Origin of the sequence: Bacillus sp. FSL K6-2865, from assembly GCF_040311405.1 — a bacterium.
Classification (GTDB): domain Bacteria; phylum Bacillota; class Bacilli; order Bacillales; family Bacillaceae; genus Bacillus; species Bacillus velezensis.
Window position 1 is genome coordinate 746,924 of record NZ_CP152036.1, and the last position, 23,706, is coordinate 770,629.

General features: G+C 51.0%; 16 protein-coding genes and 1 pseudogene. 12 read left to right on the forward strand and 5 right to left on the reverse strand.

Features of this window, described 5'->3' with window-relative positions:
* The first annotated feature begins 116 nt into the window (after positions 1 to 116).
* Positions 117 to 1,016, forward strand: coding sequence for an SDR family oxidoreductase (locus NYE42_RS03715; protein WP_007609985.1), 900 nt, complete (start codon positions 117 to 119; stop codon positions 1,014 to 1,016).
* A 46-nt stretch (positions 1,017 to 1,062) separates the two neighbouring features.
* On the opposite strand, the gene NYE42_RS03720 is transcribed toward NYE42_RS03715, so the two are convergent.
* The gene (locus NYE42_RS03720; RefSeq protein WP_007609987.1) at positions 1,063 to 2,130 is read right to left on the reverse strand and encodes a glycosyltransferase family 2 protein; all 1,068 of its coding nucleotides are present in this window, start codon (positions 2,128 to 2,130) and stop codon (positions 1,063 to 1,065) included.
* 158 nt (positions 2,131 to 2,288) lie between these two features.
* On the opposite strand from NYE42_RS03720, the gene NYE42_RS03725 reads away from it, so the two are divergent.
* The 3 genes from NYE42_RS03725 to NYE42_RS03735 all read left to right on the forward strand — a co-directional run bounded on the left by NYE42_RS03725 (position 2,289) and on the right by NYE42_RS03735 (position 6,040).
* Entirely contained in the window at positions 2,289 to 4,178 is a 1,890-nt protein-coding gene (locus NYE42_RS03725; protein ID WP_335404220.1) for an ABC-F family ATP-binding cassette domain-containing protein, read from the forward strand.
* Positions 4,179 to 4,369: 191 nt separating this feature from the next.
* On the forward strand, positions 4,370 to 4,792 hold the full coding sequence (locus tag NYE42_RS03730) for a MerR family transcriptional regulator (RefSeq protein WP_039252362.1): 423 nt from the start codon (positions 4,370 to 4,372) through the stop codon (positions 4,790 to 4,792).
* Positions 4,793 to 4,855: 63 nt separating this feature from the next.
* Positions 4,856 to 6,040 carry an MFS transporter gene (locus tag NYE42_RS03735; protein ID WP_144464601.1) on the forward strand — a complete coding sequence of 395 codons (1,185 nt, stop codon included), beginning with the start codon at positions 4,856 to 4,858 and terminating at the stop codon, positions 6,038 to 6,040.
* A 43-nt stretch (positions 6,041 to 6,083) separates the two neighbouring features.
* Here NYE42_RS03735 and NYE42_RS03740 read toward each other — a convergent pair whose 3' ends face one another.
* Positions 6,084 to 7,640, reverse strand: a complete 1,557-nt coding sequence (locus tag NYE42_RS03740) for an ABC-F family ATP-binding cassette domain-containing protein (protein WP_012117051.1) — start codon at positions 7,638 to 7,640, stop codon at positions 6,084 to 6,086.
* Positions 7,641 to 7,811: 171 nt separating this feature from the next.
* Between NYE42_RS03740 and NYE42_RS03745 the strand changes: the two genes are divergently transcribed.
* Together NYE42_RS03745 and NYE42_RS03750 are read left to right on the forward strand one after the other, a co-directional pair.
* Positions 7,812 to 8,942: a DEAD/DEAH box helicase gene (locus tag NYE42_RS03745; RefSeq protein WP_352426765.1), complete on the forward strand. Its 1,131-nt coding sequence runs from the start codon at positions 7,812 to 7,814 to the stop codon at positions 8,940 to 8,942.
* 73 nt (positions 8,943 to 9,015) lie between these two features.
* Positions 9,016 to 9,462 (forward strand): GNAT family N-acetyltransferase, encoded by a 447-nt coding sequence (locus NYE42_RS03750; protein WP_152187260.1) that lies wholly within the window; start codon positions 9,016 to 9,018, stop codon positions 9,460 to 9,462.
* A gap of 52 nt (positions 9,463 to 9,514) precedes the next feature.
* Here NYE42_RS03750 and NYE42_RS03755 read toward each other — a convergent pair whose 3' ends face one another.
* Positions 9,515 to 10,534, reverse strand: coding sequence for an NADP-dependent oxidoreductase (locus NYE42_RS03755; RefSeq protein WP_094032622.1), 1,020 nt, complete (start codon positions 10,532 to 10,534; stop codon positions 9,515 to 9,517).
* Between the two features lie 127 nt (positions 10,535 to 10,661).
* Positions 10,662 to 11,012, reverse strand: coding sequence for a DUF3212 family protein (locus NYE42_RS03760; protein WP_094032623.1), 351 nt, complete (start codon positions 11,010 to 11,012; stop codon positions 10,662 to 10,664).
* A 190-nt stretch (positions 11,013 to 11,202) separates the two neighbouring features.
* Here NYE42_RS03760 and NYE42_RS03765 point away from each other — a divergent pair, with 190 nt between their 5' ends.
* The 5 genes and pseudogenes from NYE42_RS03765 to NYE42_RS03785 form a co-directional block, all read left to right on the forward strand.
* Positions 11,203 to 11,550 (forward strand): general stress protein, encoded by a 348-nt coding sequence (locus tag NYE42_RS03765; RefSeq protein ID WP_003155650.1) that lies wholly within the window; start codon positions 11,203 to 11,205, stop codon positions 11,548 to 11,550.
* A gap of 164 nt (positions 11,551 to 11,714) precedes the next feature.
* The gene (locus NYE42_RS03770; protein ID WP_352426766.1) at positions 11,715 to 12,980 is read left to right on the forward strand and encodes a pectate lyase; all 1,266 of its coding nucleotides are present in this window, start codon (positions 11,715 to 11,717) and stop codon (positions 12,978 to 12,980) included.
* Positions 12,981 to 13,104: 124 nt separating this feature from the next.
* Complete coding sequence (locus NYE42_RS03775; protein ID WP_144664921.1) at positions 13,105 to 14,541, forward strand: anion permease; 1,437 nt, start codon at positions 13,105 to 13,107, stop codon at positions 14,539 to 14,541.
* Between the two features lie 108 nt (positions 14,542 to 14,649).
* Positions 14,650 to 15,348, forward strand: a complete 699-nt coding sequence (locus NYE42_RS03780) for a hypothetical protein (RefSeq protein ID WP_352426767.1) — start codon at positions 14,650 to 14,652, stop codon at positions 15,346 to 15,348.
* A 114-nt stretch (positions 15,349 to 15,462) separates the two neighbouring features.
* Positions 15,463 to 15,843, forward strand: a pseudogene (locus NYE42_RS03785) (NTTRR-F1 domain); the annotation flags it as partial.
* Here the strand turns inward: NYE42_RS03785 and NYE42_RS03790 are convergent.
* Positions 15,801 to 21,329, reverse strand: coding sequence for a DUF4573 domain-containing protein (locus NYE42_RS03790; RefSeq protein WP_352427005.1), 5,529 nt, complete (start codon positions 21,327 to 21,329; stop codon positions 15,801 to 15,803). The pseudogene NYE42_RS03785 and the gene NYE42_RS03790 overlap by 43 nt on opposite strands.
* A 543-nt stretch (positions 21,330 to 21,872) precedes the next feature.
* Here NYE42_RS03790 and NYE42_RS03795 point away from each other — a divergent pair.
* The gene (locus NYE42_RS03795) at positions 21,873 to 23,666 is read left to right on the forward strand and encodes an exosporium glycoprotein BclB-related protein (protein ID WP_352426768.1); all 1,794 of its coding nucleotides are present in this window, start codon (positions 21,873 to 21,875) and stop codon (positions 23,664 to 23,666) included.
* Positions 23,667 to 23,706: the final 40 nt, after the last annotated feature.

Consider the following 23,706-nt stretch of genomic DNA (forward strand, 5'->3'; position numbering starts at 1 on the left):
ACGGGCTCCTTTTTTGTTTTCCCTTTATCAATCTGAAACTGCACTTACACGTTTGATCCGTCATGCTAAAGGGGTACACATACGAATACATCACCAATGATAAAGGAGAGTCTTGTATGTCTGATGCAAATCTGCACAACCCGCTGACGAAATATGATCATGATGAATTTCCAAAACAATATCAAGAACCGCCCGGTTTACAAAAAGAGATGAAGCCTGTGCCGGACTGCGGTGAAACGAGCTATAAAGGAGCCGGCAAGCTGAAGGGAAGAAAAGCCCTCGTCACCGGCGGCGATTCAGGTATCGGCCGGGCCGCCGCGATTGCTTATGCCCGGGAAGGGGCGGATGTGGCGATTAACTATCTGCCTGAGGAACAGCCGGATGCTGAAGAAGTGAAAGCGTTAATTGAAAAAGAGGGAAGAAAAGCCGTTCTGCTGCCGGGAGATTTAAGCGATGAAGCGTTTTGCGGAGAATTGGCGGAAAAAGCGTATCAAGAGCTTGGCGGTCTTGACACGCTCGCTCTTGTCGCCGGCAAACAGCAGGCAGTGGATGATATCAGCGATCTTACTACAGAACAAATCTATCAAACATTTGAAGTCAACGTATTCTCGCTGTATTGGCTCGTCAAAGCCGCGCTTCCGTATCTGCCGGAAGGCGCGTCTATTATCACGACAACGTCCGTAGAAGGTTATAATCCAAGCCCGATGCTGTTGGATTATGCCGCGACGAAACATGCCATTATCGGTTTTACCGTCGGCTTAGGAAAACAGCTGGCGAATAAAGGAATCAGAGTCAACTCGGTAGCGCCGGGGCCGATCTGGACGCCTCTGCAGATTTCGGGAGGACAGCCCGGTGAAAACATTCCGAAATTCGGCAAGGAAACACCGGCCGTTCCATTAAAGCGCGCCGGACAGCCGGCGGAGCTAGCAGGGATTTATGTCTTTTTGGCCTCAGAAGAATCGAGCTATGTGACATCCCAGATTTACAGTGTAAGCGGAGGAATTCCGACAGCGTAATCAATAAGGAGCTGCCCTTCATACGGGGCAGCTCTTTTTTTCGATGTTATGTGCCGAGCACGTTTTGATTATACAGGACACTCGGATGTGACGGATGATAGGAGGCGGCTTTGTCGTTATGAATCTTCGCTTTTTCTCTGTCGCCGAGCTGCCAGTGGCAGACGCAGAGCTGCAGATGGGGATACCAGGTGGAATATTCGAGCTGGGTAAAGCCTGCATCACTGCTTTTGGCGGATAGGGCGAGCTCATACCAAAACACGCCCTGCCGGTATTGCCGTTTCTCCGCAAAATAGTCGCCGAGCCTGCAGCAGAACTCCGGCCGCGGACAATCGATCAGAAATGATTTTAAGAGAGACGTCATGGCGGCCTCTTCATGGCCGACCGCCCTGTAGCAATCGGATAGATATTGGCACGTTCTGATCTCGTCTTCGATCCAGCACTGTTTTGTGGAAAGAAAATGGTGATAATACGTGATGGCGCGCTGATACTGGCCGTGATCCTTTAATTCATTCGCGAAGTAAAACAAATCGCGCGGTGTCATCGTTTCACTGTTTTCCGCCATTTTCTCATAAATCTTCAAGTTGCGGTCTGAGGGAGGCGAGTGCTTTTTCTCGGATTTCCGGTGTGTGACGGCAATATCGGTTTCTATGATGTTTCCGTATACTTCAAGATACTCATGCACGGCTCCGATCCAGCGGAACCCTTTTTCACGCTTGACGAGTCGGTTGCGGCGGTATCTGAAGCTGACCTCTCCCCGTGCATCAAAGCCGACGTGATAATACATGGATACCGCGTCCACCTCTTTTGAAAGCGACGCCTTCAGTTCAATCAGCTTTTCACGGTCCTTTTCCGTCAATATATCGTCGGCGTCCAGCCACAGAATATAATCCATTTCCGCTTTCGAAAACACAAAGTTACGGGCGGCCGCAAAGTGATCGATCCATTCAAAATCATAAATCTTATCCGTATAACGGGCCGCGATTTCTTTCGTCCGGTCGGTCGAGCCCGTATCAGCAATCACAATTTCATCCGCAATGTCTTTGACGGAATCAAGACAGCCCGCAAGCACTTCCTCTTCATTTTTCACGATAACGCACAAACTGACGCTGATCATGTCATCACCTCTTCACCTCCAGTGTATAAAAGGAGAGGCGGAAACATTCTTCGGACAAAATGATCTCTTCCAAGAAATTTGTCTGTCCTTTTACTAGTTTTATTCCAGCGCCTGATTTAAAATGAACACATGAACTTACGTGAGGATTGATAGGGACCATGAGCATCATAAAAGCGGAAAACCTTTATAAAACATACGGAGATAAGACATTATTCGACCATATCTCCTTTCATATTGAAGAGAATGAAAGAATCGGTTTAATCGGCCCGAACGGAACGGGGAAGTCTACGCTTCTGAAAACCATTGCCGGCCTTGAATCAACGGAGGAAGGCGAGATTACGGCCTCAGGAAACGTGCATATTGAGTTTTTGCATCAGGACCCTGATCTTCCGGCCGGACAAACCGTTCTTGAACATATTTATTCCGGCGGATCAGCCGTCATGAGAACGATGAGAGAATACGAAAAAGCGCTTCAGGCGCTGAATGAAGAACCGGAAAATGACCAGCGCCAGAAACAGCTGCTTGATGCGCAGGCCCGAATGGATGCGAATGATGCGTGGGAGGCGAATACGTTAGCCAAAACGGTTTTAACCAAACTTGGCGTCACCGATCTGATGAAGGATGTCAGCGAGCTGTCCGGCGGCCAGAGAAAGCGCGTCGCGATTGCGAAAAACGTCATCCAGCCGGCTGACCTGCTCATTTTGGATGAACCGACAAACCACTTGGACAATGAAACGATTGAATGGCTGGAAGGCTACTTATCGCAATATCCGGGCGCCGTTATGCTTGTCACGCACGACAGATATTTTCTGAACAGGGTGACGAACAGAATTTACGAGCTTGAGAGAGGCAGCCTTTATACGTATAAAGGAAACTATGAAGTATTCCTGGAAAAACGGGCCGAACGGGAAGCGCTGGCGGAGCAGAAAGAAACAAAACGTCAAAACCTCCTGCGCCGCGAATTGGCGTGGCTCAGAAGAGGGGCGAAAGCGCGCTCGACGAAACAAAAAGCGAGAGTGGACAGAGCGGAGGCGCTCAAAGAGCAAAAAGGGCCGGCAGTCTCCGGATCACTCGATTTCGCGATCGGCTCCCACCGTCTCGGAAAACAAGTGATCGAAGCCGATAACGTCGCCATTACCTATAACGGCCAAGCGCTGATCAGTCAGTTTAATGAGCTTGTCATCCCGGGGGAACGAATCGGCATCATCGGGCCGAACGGAATCGGGAAAACGACACTTTTAAACAGCCTCGCCGGCAGAATTCAGCCTGACAGCGGCAATATCACCATCGGGCAGACGGTCCGGATCGGCTACTACACCCAGGACCACAGCGAAATGAACGGTGATATGAAAGTCATTGAATATATAAAAGAGACGGCTGAAATCGTCAAAACGGCGGAAGGCGATGTCATCACCGCGGAACAAATGCTTGAGCGTTTTCTGTTCCCGCGTCCGATGCAGCAGACATATATCAGAAAGCTGTCGGGCGGGGAAAAGCGCCGTCTGTACTTGCTGAATGTACTGATGCAGGAACCGAATGTGCTGTTTTTAGATGAGCCGACCAATGATCTGGACACGGAAACATTAAGCGTGCTCGAAGATTATATCGAACAGTTCCCCGGCGTCGTCATCACCGTATCCCATGACCGCTATTTCCTTGACCGCGTCATTGACCGCCTGATCGTATTTGAAGGACAAGGCGTCATTTCCCGTTTCCAAGGTTCGTACAGTGAATACATGGAATACGCAAAAGCGAAGAAGACGGCGGTAAAACAGCCGGCCGAAGAGAAAAAGGCGGAGGAAGAGCCGAAGAAAAAGCGCAAAAAGCTTTCATATAAGGATCAGATCGAATGGGACGGCATCGAAGACAAAATCGCCGGCCTTGAAGAAAAGCATCTGCGTCTGGAAGCGGAAATCGCTGAAGCGGGAAGTGATTTCGGAAAGATTCAAGAACTGATGGCCGAACAGGCAAAAACGGCTGAAGAGCTTGAAGCGGCGATGGAGCGCTGGACCGAATTGTCACTGATGATTGAAGAACTTGAGAATTAAGAAAAGCCGGTACGGCCCCCGAGAAAGATGGCGGGTCATACCGGCTTTTTTTATCTTACACAGATGTCTCCCGGCGCTTTAAAGACAAACGTGTTGTCCAAACCAAGTTTATCAGGCATAAAAAGTTAACGTTTACGTTAAGGTTCAAATAGTGTATAATAGAAACAGATACGACAAGAGGGGGATTCACCTTGGAATGGATGAAGATTGATCAAGTTGCCAAGCGAAGCGGATTGACAAAACGAACCATTCGTTTTTACGAGGAGATTGGTTTGATTCCTGCTCCTAAACGGACAGAAGGCGGCGTCCGGCTTTACTCTGAAGATGATATGGAGGAGCTCGAAAAAGTCACCAGCACAAAAGAAGTGCTCGGTTTTTCCCTTCAGGAGCTTCAGCAGTTTATGGAGATGAGCCGTCAGCTGGAATTAAACAAAGAGGGGTACTTGTTGTCACTGGATCTGAAGGAACGGAAAGAAAAGCTGGAAGAGATTCAGCACGCTTTGAACCACCAGCTTGAGATGATTGATGAGAAGATCAGCACATTTCAGCATTTTAAAACGCGCCTTAACGGAATGAAAGAAAAAGCTGACCGCGCCATTCAATCAATCGAATGATTTTGCTGTAAACGCTATGGATATAGCGTTTCTTTTAATGGATGAAACAGGAGGTCTGGTCAAATGGATACATCATCACAACAGAAAACAGGCTTATTCAGCCAGCCGAAAGCCGTTTGGGCGGTTGCGTTTGCCTGTGTTATTTCCTTTATGGGAATCGGTCTTGTCGATCCGATTCTTCCGGCGATCGCCGCACAATTACATGCTTCACCTAGTGAAGTATCTCTGTTATTTACAAGTTATTTGCTCGTTACCGGTTTTATGATGTTTTTCTCCGGCGCGATTTCCAGCCGGATCGGCGCAAAATGGACGCTGCTTCTCGGACTTATTTTTATCATCGTGTTTGCCGCTCTCGGCGGAAGCTCAAGTTCAATCGCTCAGCTTGTCGGCTATCGCGGCGGCTGGGGGCTTGGGAATGCTCTCTTTATTTCAACCGCGCTTGCCGTCATTGTCGGGGTATCAGTCGGCGGCAGCGCCAAAGCCATTATTCTGTATGAGGCTGCGCTCGGTTTGGGGATTTCCGTCGGGCCGCTTGCCGGCGGAGAGCTTGGCAGCATCTCATGGCGCGCTCCGTTCTTCGGAGTATCTGTCCTTATGTTCATAGCGCTTTGCGCGATTTCACTCATGCTGCCGAAGCTGCCGAAACCGGCGAAACGCGTCGGTGTGTTTGATGCGATGAAGGCGCTCAAATATAAAGGCCTTTTGACAATGGCAGTATCTGCATTCTTATACAACTTTGGATTTTTTATTTTGCTTGCTTATTCTCCGTTCGTGCTGGATTTAGATGAACACGGCCTTGGATATGTCTTCTTCGGCTGGGGGTTATTGCTGGCAATTACGTCAGTCTTTACGGCGCCGCTCGTGCACAAAGCGCTGAGAACAGTGGGTTCGCTCGTCGTTCTCTTTATCGCCTTTGCGGTCATTCTCATCGTCATGGGGATCTGGACTGACCATCAGACGTTGATCATTACATGTATCGTTGTCGCCGGTGCTGTTCTCGGTATGGTGAATACGATCATGACAACCGCTGTGATGGGTTCTGCGCCGGTTGAACGTTCAATCGCGTCTTCAGCCTACAGCTCAGTCCGTTTTATCGGCGGTGCGCTCGCTCCGTGGATTGCGGGGATGCTGTCAGAACACTTCACCGCAAGCACTCCATATACAGTAGGCGGGATCGTCGTTTTTGTCGGCATGCTTGTCCTTCTCATGGGACGCAAACATCTCGCCGGAATAAAAGCCGGACATTAAGAAAAAAAGGAACTTCCGCACAGGCGGGAGTTCCTTTTTGTGTTTACAGCACTTTCGTCGTCCAAGATTCACAATTCCATGTTTCCGTCGCGATATCCATGTAGAACTCGGGTTCGTGGGAAATCAGCAGAATGGAGCCTTTGTATTCTTTCAGCGCGCGTTTCAGCTCTTCTTTCGCATCGACATCCAGGTGGTTTGTCGGTTCGTCAAGCACGAGCAGGTTTGTTTCTGAATTGATCAGCTTGCACAGTCTGACCTTCGCTTTTTCTCCTCCGCTGAGAACGGAGACGCGGCTTTCAATGTGTTTGGTCGTCAGGCCGCATTTGGCGAGGGCGGCGCGGATTTCGTACTGGGTAAAGGAAGGAAATTCGCTCCACACTTCTTCGATGCACGTATTGTTATTGGTTTCTTTCACTTCCTGCTCGAAATAGCCCGTGTATTGATGCTCGCCCCGTTCCACCGTGCCTTCCAGCGGCTGGATTTCACCGAGCAGGCTCTTTAACAGCGTCGTCTTCCCGATGCCGTTTGCGCCGTACAGGGCGACTTTCTGTCCGCGCTCCATTCTGAGATTGAGCGGGCGTGACAGCGGAGTATCGTAGCCGATGACTAAGTCCTTCGTTTCAAAAATGAGCTTGCCTGACGTTCTCGCAGGCTTGAAATGGAATTCCGGTTTCGGTTTTTCGGCCGCCAGTTCGATCATATCCATCTTATCAAGCTTTTTCTGGCGGGACATCGCCATATTTCTCGTGCTGACCCGCGCTTTGTTGCGGGCGACGAAATCTTTCAGCTCAGCCACTTCCTGCTGCTGTTTTTTATAGGCGGCTTCGAGCTGCTGCTTTTTCACTTCGTAGACTTCCATAAACTGATGGTAGTCGCCGACATAACGAGTCAGCTCCTGATTTTCCACATGATAAATCAAATTGATCACGCTGTTTAAAAACGGAATGTCGTGAGAAATTAAGATGAACGCATTTTCATATTCCTGCAAATAGCGTTTCAGCCATTCAATATGCTGCTCATCAAGGTAGTTGGTCGGTTCGTCCAACAGAAGAATTTCCGGTTTTTCTAAAAGCAGTTTGGCGAGCAGCACTTTCGTCCGCTGTCCGCCGCTTAAATCAGTGACGTCGCGGTCAAGTCCGACATCCTGCAGGCCGAGGCCGCGGGCGATTTCTTCAACTTTGCTGTCAATCACATAGAAATCATTGTTTGTCAGGGCATCTTGAATGACACCGACATCTTCAAGCAGCTGCTCAAGCTCATCAGGGTCCGCTTCGCCCATTTTGTTGTAAATCTCATTCATTTCCTCTTCCATCGCAAATAAGTAATGGAACGCATCTTTCAGCACGTCGCGGATCGTTTTTCCTTTTTCAAGCACGGTATGCTGATCGAGGTAGCCGACACGCACGTTTTTCGCCCATTCAACCTTACCCTCATCAGGCTCAAGTTTTCCGGTAATAATATTCATAAACGTTGATTTACCTTCGCCGTTTGCTCCGATTAAGCCGACGTGCTCCCCTTTTAAAAGACGGAACGATACATTGTTAAAAAGCGCACGGTCACCAAAGCCGTGGCTTAAATCTTTTACGGATAAAATACTCATCATTACACCTCTATCGTTATCAGACACGCTTTATTTATCATGTGTCTTTCTCATTTATGATTATAAAGGAGGAGACCGTTTGTTAAAAGGCTTGGAAGGAAAAAGAAAATTGCGTTTGGCGCTTGCATTTGAGATACTATGGAGTAGATTTTAAGAATTGAGGAGAACGACATGACCCAAACATGGCCATTTTTACAGCAGACACAACCATTTATCGCCGAAAACTGGGAGGCGTCAGGTTTTCAGGAGCCGACCGTCATTCAGGAAAAAGCCGCTCAGGTGATTATGGAAGGGAAAGACGTCATCGCCGAATCCCCGACGGGAACGGGAAAAACATTGGCGTACACGCTTCCGGTTCTGGAGCGGATCAACCCGGAACAGAAACATCCGCAAGTGATCATTTTAGCGCCGTCCCGCGAGCTGGTGATGCAGATTTTCCAAGTGATTCAGGAATGGAAAAAAGGCTCTGATCTTCGCGCTTTGTCTTTGATCGGCGGAGCAAACGTGAAAAAGCAGGTGGAAAAGCTCAAAAATAAACCGCATATCATTGCGGGCACACCGGGCAGGGTGCTCGAATTGATTCAGGCGAAAAAGCTGAAAATGCATGAAGTCAAGACGATCGTTCTTGATGAAGCGGATCAGCTCGTGACACAGGAACACCGCGAAACGATGAAAAAAATCATTAAAACGACGCTGAAAGACCGACAGCTTTTAAGCTTTTCCGCTACGCTGCAGCCGGAAACAGAACAGGTGCTGAATACCATCGCACACGAACCGGCCGTTTTGAAAGTGGAGCGGAATACGGCGGAAAAAGCGCGCGTCACGCATCAATATCTCGTCTGCGATCAGCGGGATAAAGTGAAGCTATTGCAAAAGCTGTCACGGCTGAACGGCATGCAGGCGCTCGTGTTCGTCAGAGATATCGGAAATTTAAGCGTCTATGCGGAAAAACTCGCCTATCACCATGTGGATCTCGGCATCCTGCACGGAGAAGCGAAAAAAATGGAGCGGGCAAAGATATTATCAGCGTTTGAACGGGGAGAATTTCCGCTGCTTCTGGCGACTGACATTGCGGCGCGCGGACTCGATATCGATGATCTTCCGTACGTCATTCACGCGGACATCCCGAATGAAGACGGGTACATTCACAGATCAGGCCGGACGGGGCGGGCCGGTAAAGAAGGAACCGTACTCAGCCTTGTCACGCCGATGGAAGAATCCAAATTGAAAAAAATGGCCAAATCACTCGGAATTGAGCTGAAAGAGGCCGTTTATTCAGGCGGAAAATTATCTGAGAAATAAGAAACGGAGGGCGGAAAGCCCTTCGTTTTTTTTGTTGTAAAATAATAGAAAAGGTTCAGGCGGGGGCGGGAAGATGGTGTCAATAGACAGATTTCAAATATTGAAGGTACGTGAGCTGAAAATACTTGAACACTGGTTTAAGAACGATATTATCAGACGGAGAATGGATGCGATGCTGCCATTAGACGCGTGGTATGCACGATTGAGTAAAGATGAAGACGATACTGTCCTTATGGCATATAACGGGCAGCTTCCGGGAGGCATGGTCTCTATAGAGTTTGTGGAGGAGCGGGCGTATATCGGATTGATCGTCAATCCTTTGTACCAGCTTCAAGGGTACGGAAAACAGATCTTGCAAAAACTGCTGACTGACCCTGGGTTTACCAGCGTGCGGGAATGGGCGGCAAGCATCGAAAAAGACAATCAAATCAGTTTAGCCTGCTTTCAAGCAGCAGGATTCACTTTGGAAGATACGGATCCTGATGAAGACGGCTTTCTTACTTTGATTCTTCGCGGCTGATCCGAAAAAAAGAAAAGGAGGGGACAAAGCCCTCCTTTTTTTTATCATCATGTTAACTTAGATCACTGACTTTGATGATCTGTTTGCCTTTGTTTTCTCCTTTAAACAGGCCGAGGAACGCGTCAGGAATATGGCTGAATCCTTCCGTAATCGTTTCTTCATAATGAAGCTTTCCGTCCTTAAGCCATTCGGCCAATTGTTTCGCACCTTCGGAAAAGCGGTCAGCATAATCACTGACGATGAATCCCTGCATCAGCGCTTTTGTTTTGATCAGCTTCGGCTGGACGCGGGGGCCCATGTTTTCTTCTTCACTTTCGGTATTGTACGATGAGATCGCTCCGCATACCGGAATGCGGGCGAATTCATTCAGCAGGTTTATCACCGCATCTGAAATCGGTCCGCCGACATTGTCAAAATAGACATCGACGCCGTCAGGACATGCCTGTTCCAGCGCTTTTTGAATATCATCCGCCGTTTTGTAATTAATGGCTTCATCAAATTGAAGCTCCTCTTTCAAATACGCGATTTTTTCATCAGATCCGGCGATGCCGACAACCCGCGCGCCTTTGATTTTGGCAATCTGTCCGACTGTTGAGCCGACGGCGCCCGCCGCGCCTGAAACGACGACGGTTTCGCCTTTTTTCGGACGGCCGATATCGAGCAGCCCGAAGTAAGCGGTCAGTCCGGTCATCCCTAAAATGCCGAGATACGCCTGGGCGGGTGCGATATCCGTATCCAACTTGCGGAGGGCGGACTCATTGACGGCTGAATATTCCTGCCATGCGAGATTTCCGATCACAACATCTCCTTTTTTCAGCTTATCGCCGTCTGTCAGAACCTCGGCAATCACTCCGCCTGTTATGGCTTCATCTAAAGCGAACGGCTCTACATATGATTTTGTATCCTGCATCCGTCCGCGCATGTACGGATCAACGGACACATAACTTGTTTTCACAAGCACTTCGCCGTCTTTCGGTTCGGGCACGGCAATCGTTTCAAAGCGGAAATCGTCATGGGCGGGAACGCCTTTGGGGCGTCTTGCCAATTGAATTTGCTGCTGATTATTCGGCATACTGAATCCTCCTTCAAGATAAGTGGTTGTTCCAAATGTAACACGAACCATTTCCCGATTACAAAATCAAACCGTCAGCGGCCATAAAAAAAGAAGGGCCAGGGCCCTTCTTTCCTTATATGCATATTTAATAGAATAACCGGTACACATCGGTGTTTTTCTCATGTTCCAAATATTCATAGGCATTCGTTTTTGAAGAATGAAGCATGTCAGCGGTAATCACGGGCTGAAGCGCGGTCAGGTAAGAACCCAGCTTATTTTCAATTTCTGTCGGCAGAACGGATTCGATATCACCGATATTGATAATCATAGAGAAAACGAAATCGATATTAATATGAAAAGTATCTTCAGCAAAGGCCGTAAGCTCTTTTATTCCATCCGGGCAGCGGGTTTGCCGGCGGAATACCTGCTTCACTAAATCACTGACAACCCAAGCGTTAAATCGCTGTTCCGGTGAAAAGTAATGGATAGGAACCACCTCCCTGCTTGATCGGCTCATGAAGATTTTTATTTTTCTGATAGAAGTAGCTTTCCCTACTGTAACATGTCCCGCCAGAAAATATCCACCGACAATCTGCCCGATTTTTCACGGAACTCTCCTTCTTTTGTTTGATCCTTGATTGAGCGGGTAAACATCCAATATACAAAACAAAAGGGAGGACTTATCAATGAAACCGGTAGTAAGAGAATATACAAATGATCAAAAACTGATGCAGGACGTAAAAGAGCTTCAGCAGCTGGGTGTCGCAAAAGAAGATGTATATGTGCTTTCTCATGATGACGACAGAACGGACCGCCTGGCCGATAATACTGATGTCAATACCATCGGAGCGAAAGAAACGGGCATTAAACACGCAGTCGGCAATATGTTTAATAAAAAAGGCGACGAGCTCCGCAACAAAATTCACGAAATCGGCTTTTCAGAAGAGGAAGCATCACAATTTGAAAAGCGCTTAGATGAAGGAAAAGTTCTTCTGTTTGTCACGGATAACGAAAAAGTGAAATCATGGGCGTAAGCTGAACAGATCCCAAGGGGTTTTCGGTCCCCTTGGGATTTTTTTGCGGTTTCCGCAATAAAACCGAAAGGCGCATTCTGTACATTTTCGGTGCTGTTTCTCAACTGATTTGATACAATTCAATTGTAATAAATTGGAACAAAGAATCAGGAGGAGCACAATTCATGAAAAAATTGTTATTTATGCTGGCGGTTTGTTTGTGTATGATCCCTGCGGACGTCTATGCCGCTGATCTGGGACGGCAGACGTTAGGAACAAATGACGGCTGGGGAGCCGCTTCCGGCGGGACAACCGGCGGCGCGAAAGCCTCTTCATCGAATGTATACACCGTATCAAACAGACAGCAGCTCGTTTCTGCATTAGGGGGAAGCGCCAACAGCACGCCGAAGATTATTTACATACAAGGCACAATCAATATGAATACGGACGACCGCAATAAAACGCTCGGCTTTCATGATTATAAAGATCCGGCATATGATCCGAACGCCTATCTGAAGGCGTACGACCCGGACAAATGGGGAAAAAAAGCGCCGTCAGGCACCCAGGAAGACGCCAGACAGCGATCGCAAAAAAACCAGAAGGCACGGGTCGTGGTTGACATTCCTTCAAATACGACGATCATCGGCTCGGGTTCAAATGCCAAAGTGACAGGCGGGAATTTTAATATTAAGAACGGCGTCAACAATGTCATCATCCGCAACATTGAATTTCAAGACGCTTACGACTATTTTCCGCAATGGGACCCGACGGACGGCAGCAGCGGCAACTGGAACTCGGAATATGACAATATCACCATTAACGGCGCGACGCACATCTGGATCGATCATTGCACCTTTAATGACGGATCGAATCCCGACAGCGGTTTTCCCTACTATTACGGGAGAAAATATCAGCACCATGACGGCCAGACGGATATAGCCAACGGGGCGAATTATATTACATTGTCCTATAATAAATATCATGACCATGACAAAGGCTCTGTCATCGGAAACAGCGACAGCAAGACGTCGGATGAAGGAAAACTGAAGGTGACCATTCACCATAACTATTACCAGAACATCGTCCAGCGCGCACCGCGGGTCCGGTACGGGCAGGTTCATATTTATAATAATTTTTACGCAGGCTCTAAAAGTGCCGCATACCCGTTCAGCTATGCGTGGGGCGCGGGCCACGCGTCAAAAATATATGCCCAGAATAATTTCTTTGAAGTGCCGGGACTGGCTGCTGATAAAGTCATCAGCGTCTTCAGCGGCGGAAAAGCACTTCATGAAGACGGCACTCTTTTAAACGGCTCCTCCATTAATGCGTCAGCCGCCAACGGATTAAGTCAGTCCGTCGGCTGGACACCGTCATTGCACGGTTCCATCGGCTCATCATCAAATGTAAAATCAGATGTTATATCTAAAGCCGGGTCGGGCATATTAAAATAATAAACAAGAAACACAAAGGAAAATATTCCTTTGTGTTTTTTAATTAACAAAAACGTTTATTAACTTAGTTAAGTAGTAAAATGGGATAGGGGATGGAAGACAACAAAATAGGAGGAGACCTGTAATGGCTTCAGAAAAAGACGCAAAAAAACAGCAGGCAGTAAAAATCATTCCTTTGCTTATTACTGTTGCTATGGGATTAATCATTTGGTTTATTCCCGCGCCGTCCGGACTTGAACCTAAAGCATGGCATTTGTTCGCTATTTTTGTCGCAACAATTATCGGCTTTATCTCCAAGCCCTTGCCAATGGGCGCAATTGCAATTTTTGCATTGGCAGTCACCGCGTTAACGGGAACGCTATCTATTGAAAATACGTTAAGCGGATTTGGAAACAAGACAATCTGGCTGATTGTCATCGCCTTTTTTATTTCCCGGGGATTCATCAAAACCGGGCTCGGCGCCAGGATTTCTTACGTATTCGTACAACGGTTCGGGAAGAAAACACTCGGCCTTTCTTATTCACTGCTTTTCAGTGATTTAATTTTATCACCTGCCATTCCGAGCAACACGGCACGGGCGGGCGGCATTATTTTTCCTATTATCAGATCATTATCCGAAACTTTCGGATCAACGCCGGCAGACGGAACAGAGCGGAAAATCGGCGCTTTCTTATTAAAAACCGGTTTTCAAGGAAACTTGATTACGTCTGCGATGTTTTTGACGGCAATGGCGGCGAATCCGCTGATCGCCAAGCTGGCCCACGATGTCGCAGGGGTGGACATCACATGGACAAGCTGGGCAATCGCGGCCATTGTACCGGGATTGGCGAGCTTAATCATTACGCCGCTGGTCATTTATAAGCTGTATCCGCCGGAAATTAAAGAAACACCGGATGCGGCTAAAATCGCAACGGAAAAATTGAAAGAAATGGGTCCGTTTAAAAAATCCGAACTCTCCATGGTCATCGTCTTTTTATTGGTGCTTGCGCTGTGGATTTTCGGAGGAAGCTTAAATATTGATGCAACGACGACGGCCCTGATCGGATTATCCGTTTTGCTTTTGTCACAGGTATTAACATGGGAGGACATCAAAAAGGAACAAGGTGCATGGGATACGCTGACTTGGTTCGCGGCGCTTGTGATGCTGGCGAATTTCCTGAATGAGCTCGGCATGGTGTCTTGGTTCAGCAATATGATGAAATCATCTGTTTCCGGTTTTTCATGGATTGTGGCATTTATGATTCTGATTGTCGTGTATTATTACACGCATTACTTCTTTGCGAGCGCAACCGCGCATATCAGCGCCATGTATGCGGCATTTCTCGCCGTCATCGTGGCGGCAGGCGCTCCGCCGCTGTTGGCGGCGCTCAGCCTGGCGTTTTTCAGCAACCTTTTCGGTTCGACGACGCATTACGGCTCAGGAGCGGCTCCGGTCTTTTTCGGAGCGGGTTATATATCGCAAAGCAAATGGTGGTCCATCGGCTTTATCCTGTCAATCGTCCATATTGTGACATGGCTTGTGATCGGCGGATTATGGTGGAAAGTATTAGGGTTATGGTAGAAGAAAAAAAGGCAGACTCAGGTCTGCCTTTTTTTTATTTCTGTAAGGAAGGGGAAGGGCCTGCACATGATGACTCCAGTGCGAATAGAATATGGCCGGGGTGATAATATGAGCAGCGGCCGTAATCAATACATGATATTGAAACAGAAACCTTACAAATATATGAGCAGACATATGAAACGCCGGTATGAACAATTACCATGTGAACATGAAAGACCGGAAACAGGGACAGAAAAACGGTTTCCGTCTTCAGATGAAAATCGATCTGCCTTGTGCGTACCGGGGCTGCGAGGTCCCGAAGGCAAAAGAGGCCCCGCCGGCTCCCGCGGTCCGCAAGGGGAGGCGGGTCCGCCCGGTCCCCCGGGGCCTGAGGGGCCGCCGGGAGCGGTTCCTGCGGTAGCTTTTCAAAATACAGCAGACCAGATGATGATTCCGTTAGAAGGAACACCGATAAACGTGTTAAGCGCAGTGATAGCCGCGCCGACAGATCAATTGGTGAAAACGGATGCCGTCATACAAGTAAATGTGGAATTAGATCCGCTCGCGTCTCATTTCTCATTGGTCTTAGCTCTCGAGCTGCAAAGAAATGGCGTATCGATACAAACACAGAGACAAGAGCGGAACCTCTTTTCTTCAGGCGGGCAAATCATAGGAATTCCTTTTACGTACATCGACGAAATGAAGGCGGATGAAGCAGCCGCGTATCAGCTCTATTTATCCGTCCTTTCTTCGAATTACGTAACACAAGTCGCAGCGGCAAACCGCTCCCTCATTGCGACGGGATTCCCCATTCAAGGATCGGATTAAGGTGATGAAAAGAAATCACCTTTTTTATTTAGATTGTCAAAACACAGCCCGTATTAATATGCTGTCTTAATAAGTAAGACGGTCAACAACGGGAAGGAGAGGGAAAAAGATTGAATGAATAATCCGATTATAAACGGAAGCTTTGAAACCGGCACATTAGCGGGGTGGAGTTCGGCAAATACCCAGATTAACAGTTTGTTTGCACATTCAGGGAGATATTCTGCGCAATTTATTGGAGCTCAGCCATATGCTTACCTCAGTCAAATCGTTCCAATTTCAGCCAAGTCAGTGACTCTATTCGTATCACTCGCAACGCTCGGAAATGAGCCAAGTCCCCAAGTCACTCTCCAGATCATCTATGTCAGCGCAGCAGGTGAACAAATCAGTTCCATTCAAGAAAATATTACACCCGGAAATTTGCCGAACGTTCTCTTTCACACATGGTCTGAAATCTATAAAACAAGTACTGTGCCTTCTGGCGCGGCCTTTGCCGTCATTGTAGTAAGTAAAGTTTCTTCCGGAACGGTTTTAATAGACGATGTTTCATTGGCGCAAACCGGGGGTGAACCTGGCGTAACGGGAATTACAGGTCCCACAGGAGTGACGGGCCCCACAGGAGTGACCGGAGCAAGAGGAGCGACTGGGTCGACTGGAATGACTGGATCAACCGGAGTAACAGGGGCAACTGGAGTAACAGGTCCCACAGGAGTAACCGGCTCAATCGGGTCGACAGGATCAACGGGTGTAACCGGCCCAACCGGAGTGACTGGTCCGACAGGAGTAACAGGGACGACGGGAGTAACTGGAGCTACCGGCTCGACTGGTGTAACTGGAGCAAGAGGAGCAACCGGAACCACTGGCTCAACCGGAGTAACTGGAGCAAGAGGAGCGACCGGAGTAACTGGTGCAACGGGAGCAACCGGAACTACGGGCTCAACCGGAGTAACTGGAGTAAGAGGAGCGACAGGAGTAACTGGTGCAACGGGCCCAACCGGCTTGACCGGTCCAACAGGAGCGACTGGTGTAACTGGTCCAACCGGAGTAAGCGGGTCAACAGGAATAACAGGCGCAACGGGATCAACAGGCCCCACCGGAGTAACGGGTCCAACTGGATCGACAGGAGCGACTGGGGTAACGGGTGTAACCGGGGGAACGGGAACAACCGGACCGACAGGCGCAACCGGCTCAACTGGTGCGACGGGATTAACTGGAGAAACAGGCGCAACCGGGGGAACAGGTCCAACGGGTGTAACAGGAGAAACCGGTGCGACGGGGATAACAGGAGCGACTGGGGTAACGGGTGTAACCGGATCAACCGGCCCAACGGGAGAGGCCGGTCCAACGGGATCAACAGGCTCAACCGGAATAACAGGAGCAACAGGATCGACAGGAGAAACCGGAGTAACGGGATCAACAGGTGCAACTGGAGTGACTGGGGTAACCGGAGTAACTGGATCGACCGGGGATACCGGAGCTACTGGCTCAACCGGAGTGACTGGAGCAAGAGGAGAAACCGGTGCGACGGGAGTAACCGGCCCAGCAGGAGTAACGGGATCGACAGGATCGACTGGGGTCACGGGTGTAACCGGGAGAACGGGAACAACAGGAGCGACCGGAATAACAGGCTCGACCGGTCCAACGGGGGAGACTGGACCAACGGGAGTGACAGGTACAACCGGAATAACAGGGGAAACTGGGGCGACAGGTATAACTGGAGAAACCGGCCCAACCGGCCCAACAGGTGTAACTGGGGAAACAGGTCCAACGGGATCAACTGGTATAACTGGAATAACCGGCTCAACAGGCGCAACTGGTGTAACCGGAGTAACCGGAACGACTGGTGCAACGGGCTCAACAGGATCAACGGGGGTAACTGGAGCAACCGGCTCAACAGGCGCAACTGGTGTAACCGGTTCAACCGGAGCGACTGGCGCAACGGGATCAACTGGAGTAACAGGAGTAACAGGCCCAACCGGTGCAACGGGTGTGACTGGAGCAACGGGAGTAACTGGGGCGACCGGAGAAACCGGAGCAACAGGAATAACAGGCCCAACCGGATCGACCGGAGCAACGGGAGCAAGAGGAGTAACCGGAGTAACGGGAGTAACTGGCCCAACAGGAGTAACTGGGGCAACGGGAGAAACCGGCCCAGCAGGAGTAACGGGATCCACAGGAGTAACAGGTTCAACCGGCGCGACTGGCTCAACTGGCTCAACGGGAGAAACCGGCTCAACCGGAGTAACGGGTCCAACTGGTGTAACGGGCTCAACAGGTGTAACCGGTGCAACGGGAGAAACTGGCCCAACCGGCGCAACAGGGCCAACAGGAGAAACCGGAACCACGGGATCAACAGGCCCAACAGGGGCAACGGGTGTAACTGGAGAAATCGGCCCGACGGGAGAGACCGGTCCAACCGGAGCAACAGGTTCAATCGGAGAAACCGGCCCAACAGGAGTAACGGGATCAACAGGCCCAACAGGGGCAACGGGTGTAACTGGAGAAATCGGCCCAACGGGAGAGATCGGCCCAACCGGAGTAACTGGTTCAACCGGAGCAACAGGTGCAACGGGATCGACCGGCCCAACTGGCTCAACCGGTGCAACAGGATCGACAGGTCCAACCGGCGCAACAGGGCCAACAGGAGAAACCGGAACCACGGGCTCAACGGGATCGACCGGCGCAACAGGCCCAACCGGATCGACCGGAGCAACGGGAACAACAGGAGCGACTGGGGTAACGGGTGTAACCGGATCAACCGGCCCAACGGGAGAGGCCGGTCCAACGGGATCAACAGGCTCAACCGGAATAACAGGAGCAACAGGATCGACAGGAGAAACCGGAGTAACGGGATCAACAGGTGCAACTGGATCAACAGGTGCAACAGGCCCAACTGGCTCAACCGGTGCAACTGGAGCGACTGGCGCAACCGGTACAACCGGAATAACAGGCCCAACGGGATCGACAGGCACAACCGGTTCAACCGGCCCAACAGGAGTAACAGGGCCAACCGGTCCAACGGGTGTGACTGGAGCAACGGGTGTGACTGGGGCGACAGGAGAAACCGGAGCAACGGGATCGACAGGCTCAACCGGCACAACCGGCGTAACGGGAGAAACCGGCTCAACCGGAGCAACGGGTCCAACTGGTGTAACGGGGATAACTGGTGTAACGGGATCAACTGGAGTAACAGGGGCGACTGGAGTAACAGGTGCAACGGGATCACCTGGAGCAACAGGCCCAACTGGTTCAACAGGAGCAACAGGCTCAACCGGTGCAACTGGAGTGACTGGGTCAACGGGGATAACAGGAGCGACTGGCGCAACCGGAGCAACTGGGGTCACGGGCTCAACCGGGATAACAGGTGCAACTGGAGCGACAGGAGCAACCGGGGCGACGGGGATAACCGGCTCAACTGGAGTTACTGGCGCAACCGGAGAAACTGGCTCAACAGGAGTGACTGGGGTAACGGGTCCAACAGGATCAACAGGTTCAACGGGAGAGGCCGGTCCAACGGGATCAACAGGCTCAACCGGAATAACAGGAGCAACAGGATCGACAGGAGAAACCGGAGTAACGGGATCAACAGGTGCAACTGGAGAAACTGGCTCAACAGGAGAAACCGGCTCAACCGGAGCAACGGGAGAAACCGGAGCAACAGGAATAACAGGCCCAACCGGAATCACGGGTCCAACAGGATCAACCGGCCCAACCGGTGTAACAGGAGAAACCGGAGCAACTGGAGTGACTGGAGAAACGGGGATAACAGGAGCAACAGGCTCAACCGGTGCAACAGGAGCGACCGGAATAACGGGATCAACCGGAGCAACAGGCGCAACTGGTGTAACCGGGCTAACTGGAATAACAGGCGCGACGGGCCCAACAGGTGTGACTGGCCCAACAGGGGTTACTGGCTCAACAGGAGAAACCGGAGCAACTGGAGCGACTGGCGCAACCGGTACAACCGGAATAACAGGCCCAACGGGATCGACAGGCACAACCGGTTCAACCGGCCCAACAGGAGTAACAGGGCCAACCGGTCCAACGGGTGTGACTGGGGCGACAGGAGAAACCGGAGCAACAGGAATAACAGGCCCAACCGGAATAACAGGCCCAACCGGAATCACGGGAACAACCGGAGTAACCGGGGCGACAGGAGAAACCGGAGAAACGGGATCGACAGGCCCAACCGGCCCAACCGGTGTAACGGGAGAAACCGGCGCAACCGGAGCAACGGGTCCAACTGGTGTAACGGGGATAACTGGTGTAACGGGGATAACCGGTGTAACGGGGATAACTGGTGTAACGGGGATAACTGGTGTAACGGGGGTAACTGGTGTAACGGGATCAACTGGAGTAACAGGCCCAACCGGCCCAACCGGTGTAACGGGAGAAACCGGCGCAACCGGAGCAACGGGTCCAACTGGTGTAACGGGGATAACTGGTGTAACGGGGATAACCGGTGTAACGGGGATAACTGGTGTAACGGGGGTAACTGGTGTAACGGGATCAACTGGAGTAACAGGTTCAACCGGAGAAACCGGCCCAACTGGTGTAACTGGATCGACAGGCCCAACCGGCTCAACGGGCTCAACGGGAGCAACCGGATCAACAGGTGCAACTGGTGTGACTGGGGCAACGGGGATAACAGGTTCAACCGGAGCAACTGGCTCGACCGGGGATACCGGAGCTACTGGAGAAACCGGCGCAACCGGAGTAACGGGATCAACTGGCCCAACAGGGGCGACTGGAGTAACAGGTGCAACGGGATCACCTGGAGCAACTGGTTCAACAGGAGCAACAGGCTCAACCGGTGCAACTGGAGTGACTGGGTCAACGGGGATAACAGGAGCGACTGGCGCAACCGGAGCAACTGGGGTCACGGGCTCAACCGGGCTAACAGGTGCAACTGGAGCGACAGGAGCAATTGGTTCAACCGGACCGACTGGCTCAACAGGAGAAACCGGCCCAACAGGAGTAACAGGTGCAACCGGTTCAACAGGAGCGACAGGGTCAACGGGGATAACCGGAGCGACTGGGGCGACGGGGATAACCGGCTCAACTGGAGTTACTGGCGCAACCGGAGAAACTGGCTCAACAGGAGTGACTGGGGTAACGGGTCCAACAGGATCAACAGGTTCAACGGGAGTGACTGGTTCAACCGGACCGACTGGTTTAACGGGAGAAACCGGCCCAACCGGAGTAACGGGAACAACCGGTGTAACAGGGTCAACAGGAGAAACCGGAGCGACTGGTGTAACAGGGTCAACAGGAATAACCGGTGTAACTGGAGCAACAGGAGTAACCGGTGCAATGGGAGAAACTGGCCCAACAGGTGTAACAGGTTCAACCGGAGCGACAGGCGCAACAGGGGTAACAGGTTCAACCGGAGCAACTGGTCCAACTGGAGTAACGGGAATAACTGGTGTAACAGGACTAACTGGAGCAACAGGAGCCACAGGAGTAACGGGAGCAACCGGGCTCACCGGAGCCACCGGAGCGACCGGTTCAACTGGAGCGACCGGACCAACCGGTGCAACAGGGCCAACAGGCTCAACCGGATCGACCGGAGTAACCGGAATAACGGGTCCAACCGGCTTGACTGGATCAACGGGAGTAACAGGAGCAACGGGTGCAACTGGAGTAACAGGAGCCACCGGAGCGACCGGACCAACCGGTGCAACAGGGCCAACAGGCTCAACCGGAGTAACCGGAATAACGGGCCCAACCGGCTTGACTGGAGCAACGGGAGTAACGGGAGTAACAGGAGCCACGGGAGTAACTGGAGTAACGGGAGCAACCGGGCTCACCGGCGCCACAGGATCGACCGGCGCAACAGGGCCAACCGGAGCAACTGGCCCAACCGGAGTAACAGGAGCAACCGGGTCAACAGGAGCCACAGGAGCAACGGGCCCAACCGGACCAACCGGCGCCACAGGCAGTACACCAACCTTGCTCTTCACAAGAACCAACGGGCCGCTCACTGTTTATCCGCCGTTAAATACAGAAGTTCCCGTTGCTACGCTGGCAGTCCCAGTTAATGCTTTGCAGAATGTAAAGCTGGATTATGCACTCAGTGTCGCGTTAACAACTGCAGCCAATTCAAACTTTGTTTTTGAAGTGAGATTATATAGGGGAGCAGTGCAAATTCATACAAGAACTCTGTCGCGAACCAGTACTCTCGCAGCTACGGATAGTTTTTCGATTGCTGATACAACAGTGGATACTGCGCCGACCACAGGAACGAACACTTACCAGCTCAGGGTTATTTTCACAACTGCTAATAATTTAACGACAGCAACTGCTCTCAATATCGATTTTAACAGCATAAGTTTCCCGACAACCTCATGAAAATAGCAGTCTGATATTTTAAAGATGAAAGACCTGACTTATGCACAGTTAGGTCTTTTTTCTGTAAATGCTGCATGATGCAACCTTAACGAACATTTGAAAATTTGCCCAATAGAAGTGGGATTTTGCCACACCTTTTTTTCTCGTGGAAATATTATGCAAATAGAGGTGGTGTAATGAGAAAAGGAGATACTTGGTATAACAGATACGACTCTTGGGATTACGACTGCCGGAATTGCAATGATTGTTGCTGTCATTTTCAACATAAAAGAAGAAATCAAAGGCGCAGTTATCAAAATCGGGCCCATTGCTGTGAAGAATTCTGTTGCAAAACTTCTTGCTGTCATGAAAGATGGTGTCCATGCTGTCATCCAAATCATTTTCATGTAAGAGGATTCACCGGAGCAACGGGGCTGACCGGAGCAACGGGGCTGACCGGAGCAACGGGGCTGACCGGAGCAACAGGGCTGACTGGAGCAACGGGGTTCACTGGAGCAACGGGGTTTACTGGAGCAACGGGATTCACTGGAGCAACGGGCTCGACCGGGAATACCGGAGCGACTGGGGTAACCGGCGTCACTGGAGATCCCGGCGCGACTGGAGCAACCGGCGCCACCGGAGCAACGGGAGTAACGGGCTCGACCGGAGCAACCGGTGCGACTGGAATAACCGGTGCCACCGGAGTAACGGGAGCAACGGGAGTAACCGGCGCAACCGGAGTAACAGGCTCGACTGGAATAACCGGCGCCACCGGGATAACGGGAGCCACTGGAGTAACGGGATCAACTGGGATAACGGGAGCCACCGGAGTAACCGGATCAACTGGGATAACGGGAGCCACTGGAGTAACCGGCGCAACTGGAATAACGGGAGCCATCGGAGTAACGGGAACAACCGGGGTAACGGGAGCCACCGGAGTAACAGGCTCGACCGGGGTAACGGGAGTAACCGGGGATACTGGAGCAACAGGAATAACCGGCGCCACCGGGGTAACGGGAGCCACTGGAGTAACGGGATCAACTGGGATAACGGGAGCCACCGGAGTAACCGGATCAACTGGGATAACGGGAGCAACGGGAGTAACCGGCGCAACTGGAATAACGGGAGCCATCGGAGTAACGGGAACAACCGGAGTAACAGGCTCGACCGGGGTAACGGGAGTAACCGGGGATACTGGAGCAACAGGAATAACCGGCGCCACCGGAGTAACGGGATCAACTGGAGTAACCGGAGCGACCGGAGTAACTGGGATAACGGGAGCCACTGGAGTAACGGGATCAACTGGGATAACGGGAGCCACCGGAGTAACAGGCTCGACCGGGGTAACGGGAGCCACTGGAGTAACGGGAGCGACCGGAGTAACAGGTGCAACTGGGGTAACGGGAGTAACCGGAGCAACAGGAGCTACTGGGATAACAGGCTCGACCGGGGCAACAGGAGTAACCGGAGCAGGCGCGATCATTCCCTATGCTTCAGGTCTTCCAACTGCCGTGACGACCATTGCCGGCGGATTAATCGGAACGGTGAGCCTTGTCGGCTTCGGCAATTCTGTGACGGGCGTCAATGTCGGAGGGGGAGGTGCAATTGATCTTACCGGGGCTGGAGGAACTCTGCTGAACTTTGCTTTTTCGGCTCCGAGAAGCGGAACCATTACATCAATTGCCGCCTATTTCAGTACAACCGCAGCATTGTCGCTTGTCGGCTCGACTGTTACGATAACCGCACAATTATACAGTTCCACAGTGCCGAACAATACGTTCACGCCGATCCCCGGAGCATCCGTCACTTTAGCTCCTCCCCTCACCGGCATATTGTCAATCGGCAGCATCAGCAACGGAATCACGACAGGGCTGAACATTGCGGTAACTCCTCAAACCCGGCTGTTAATGGTATTCTCCGCCACTGCGACAGGCCTTTCGCTTATTAATACAGTGGCGGGATATGCAAGCGCGGGAGTTACGATTTCTTAAGTGAAAACGGCCAGACTGGTGCGGATCATCTAAGCTTGGA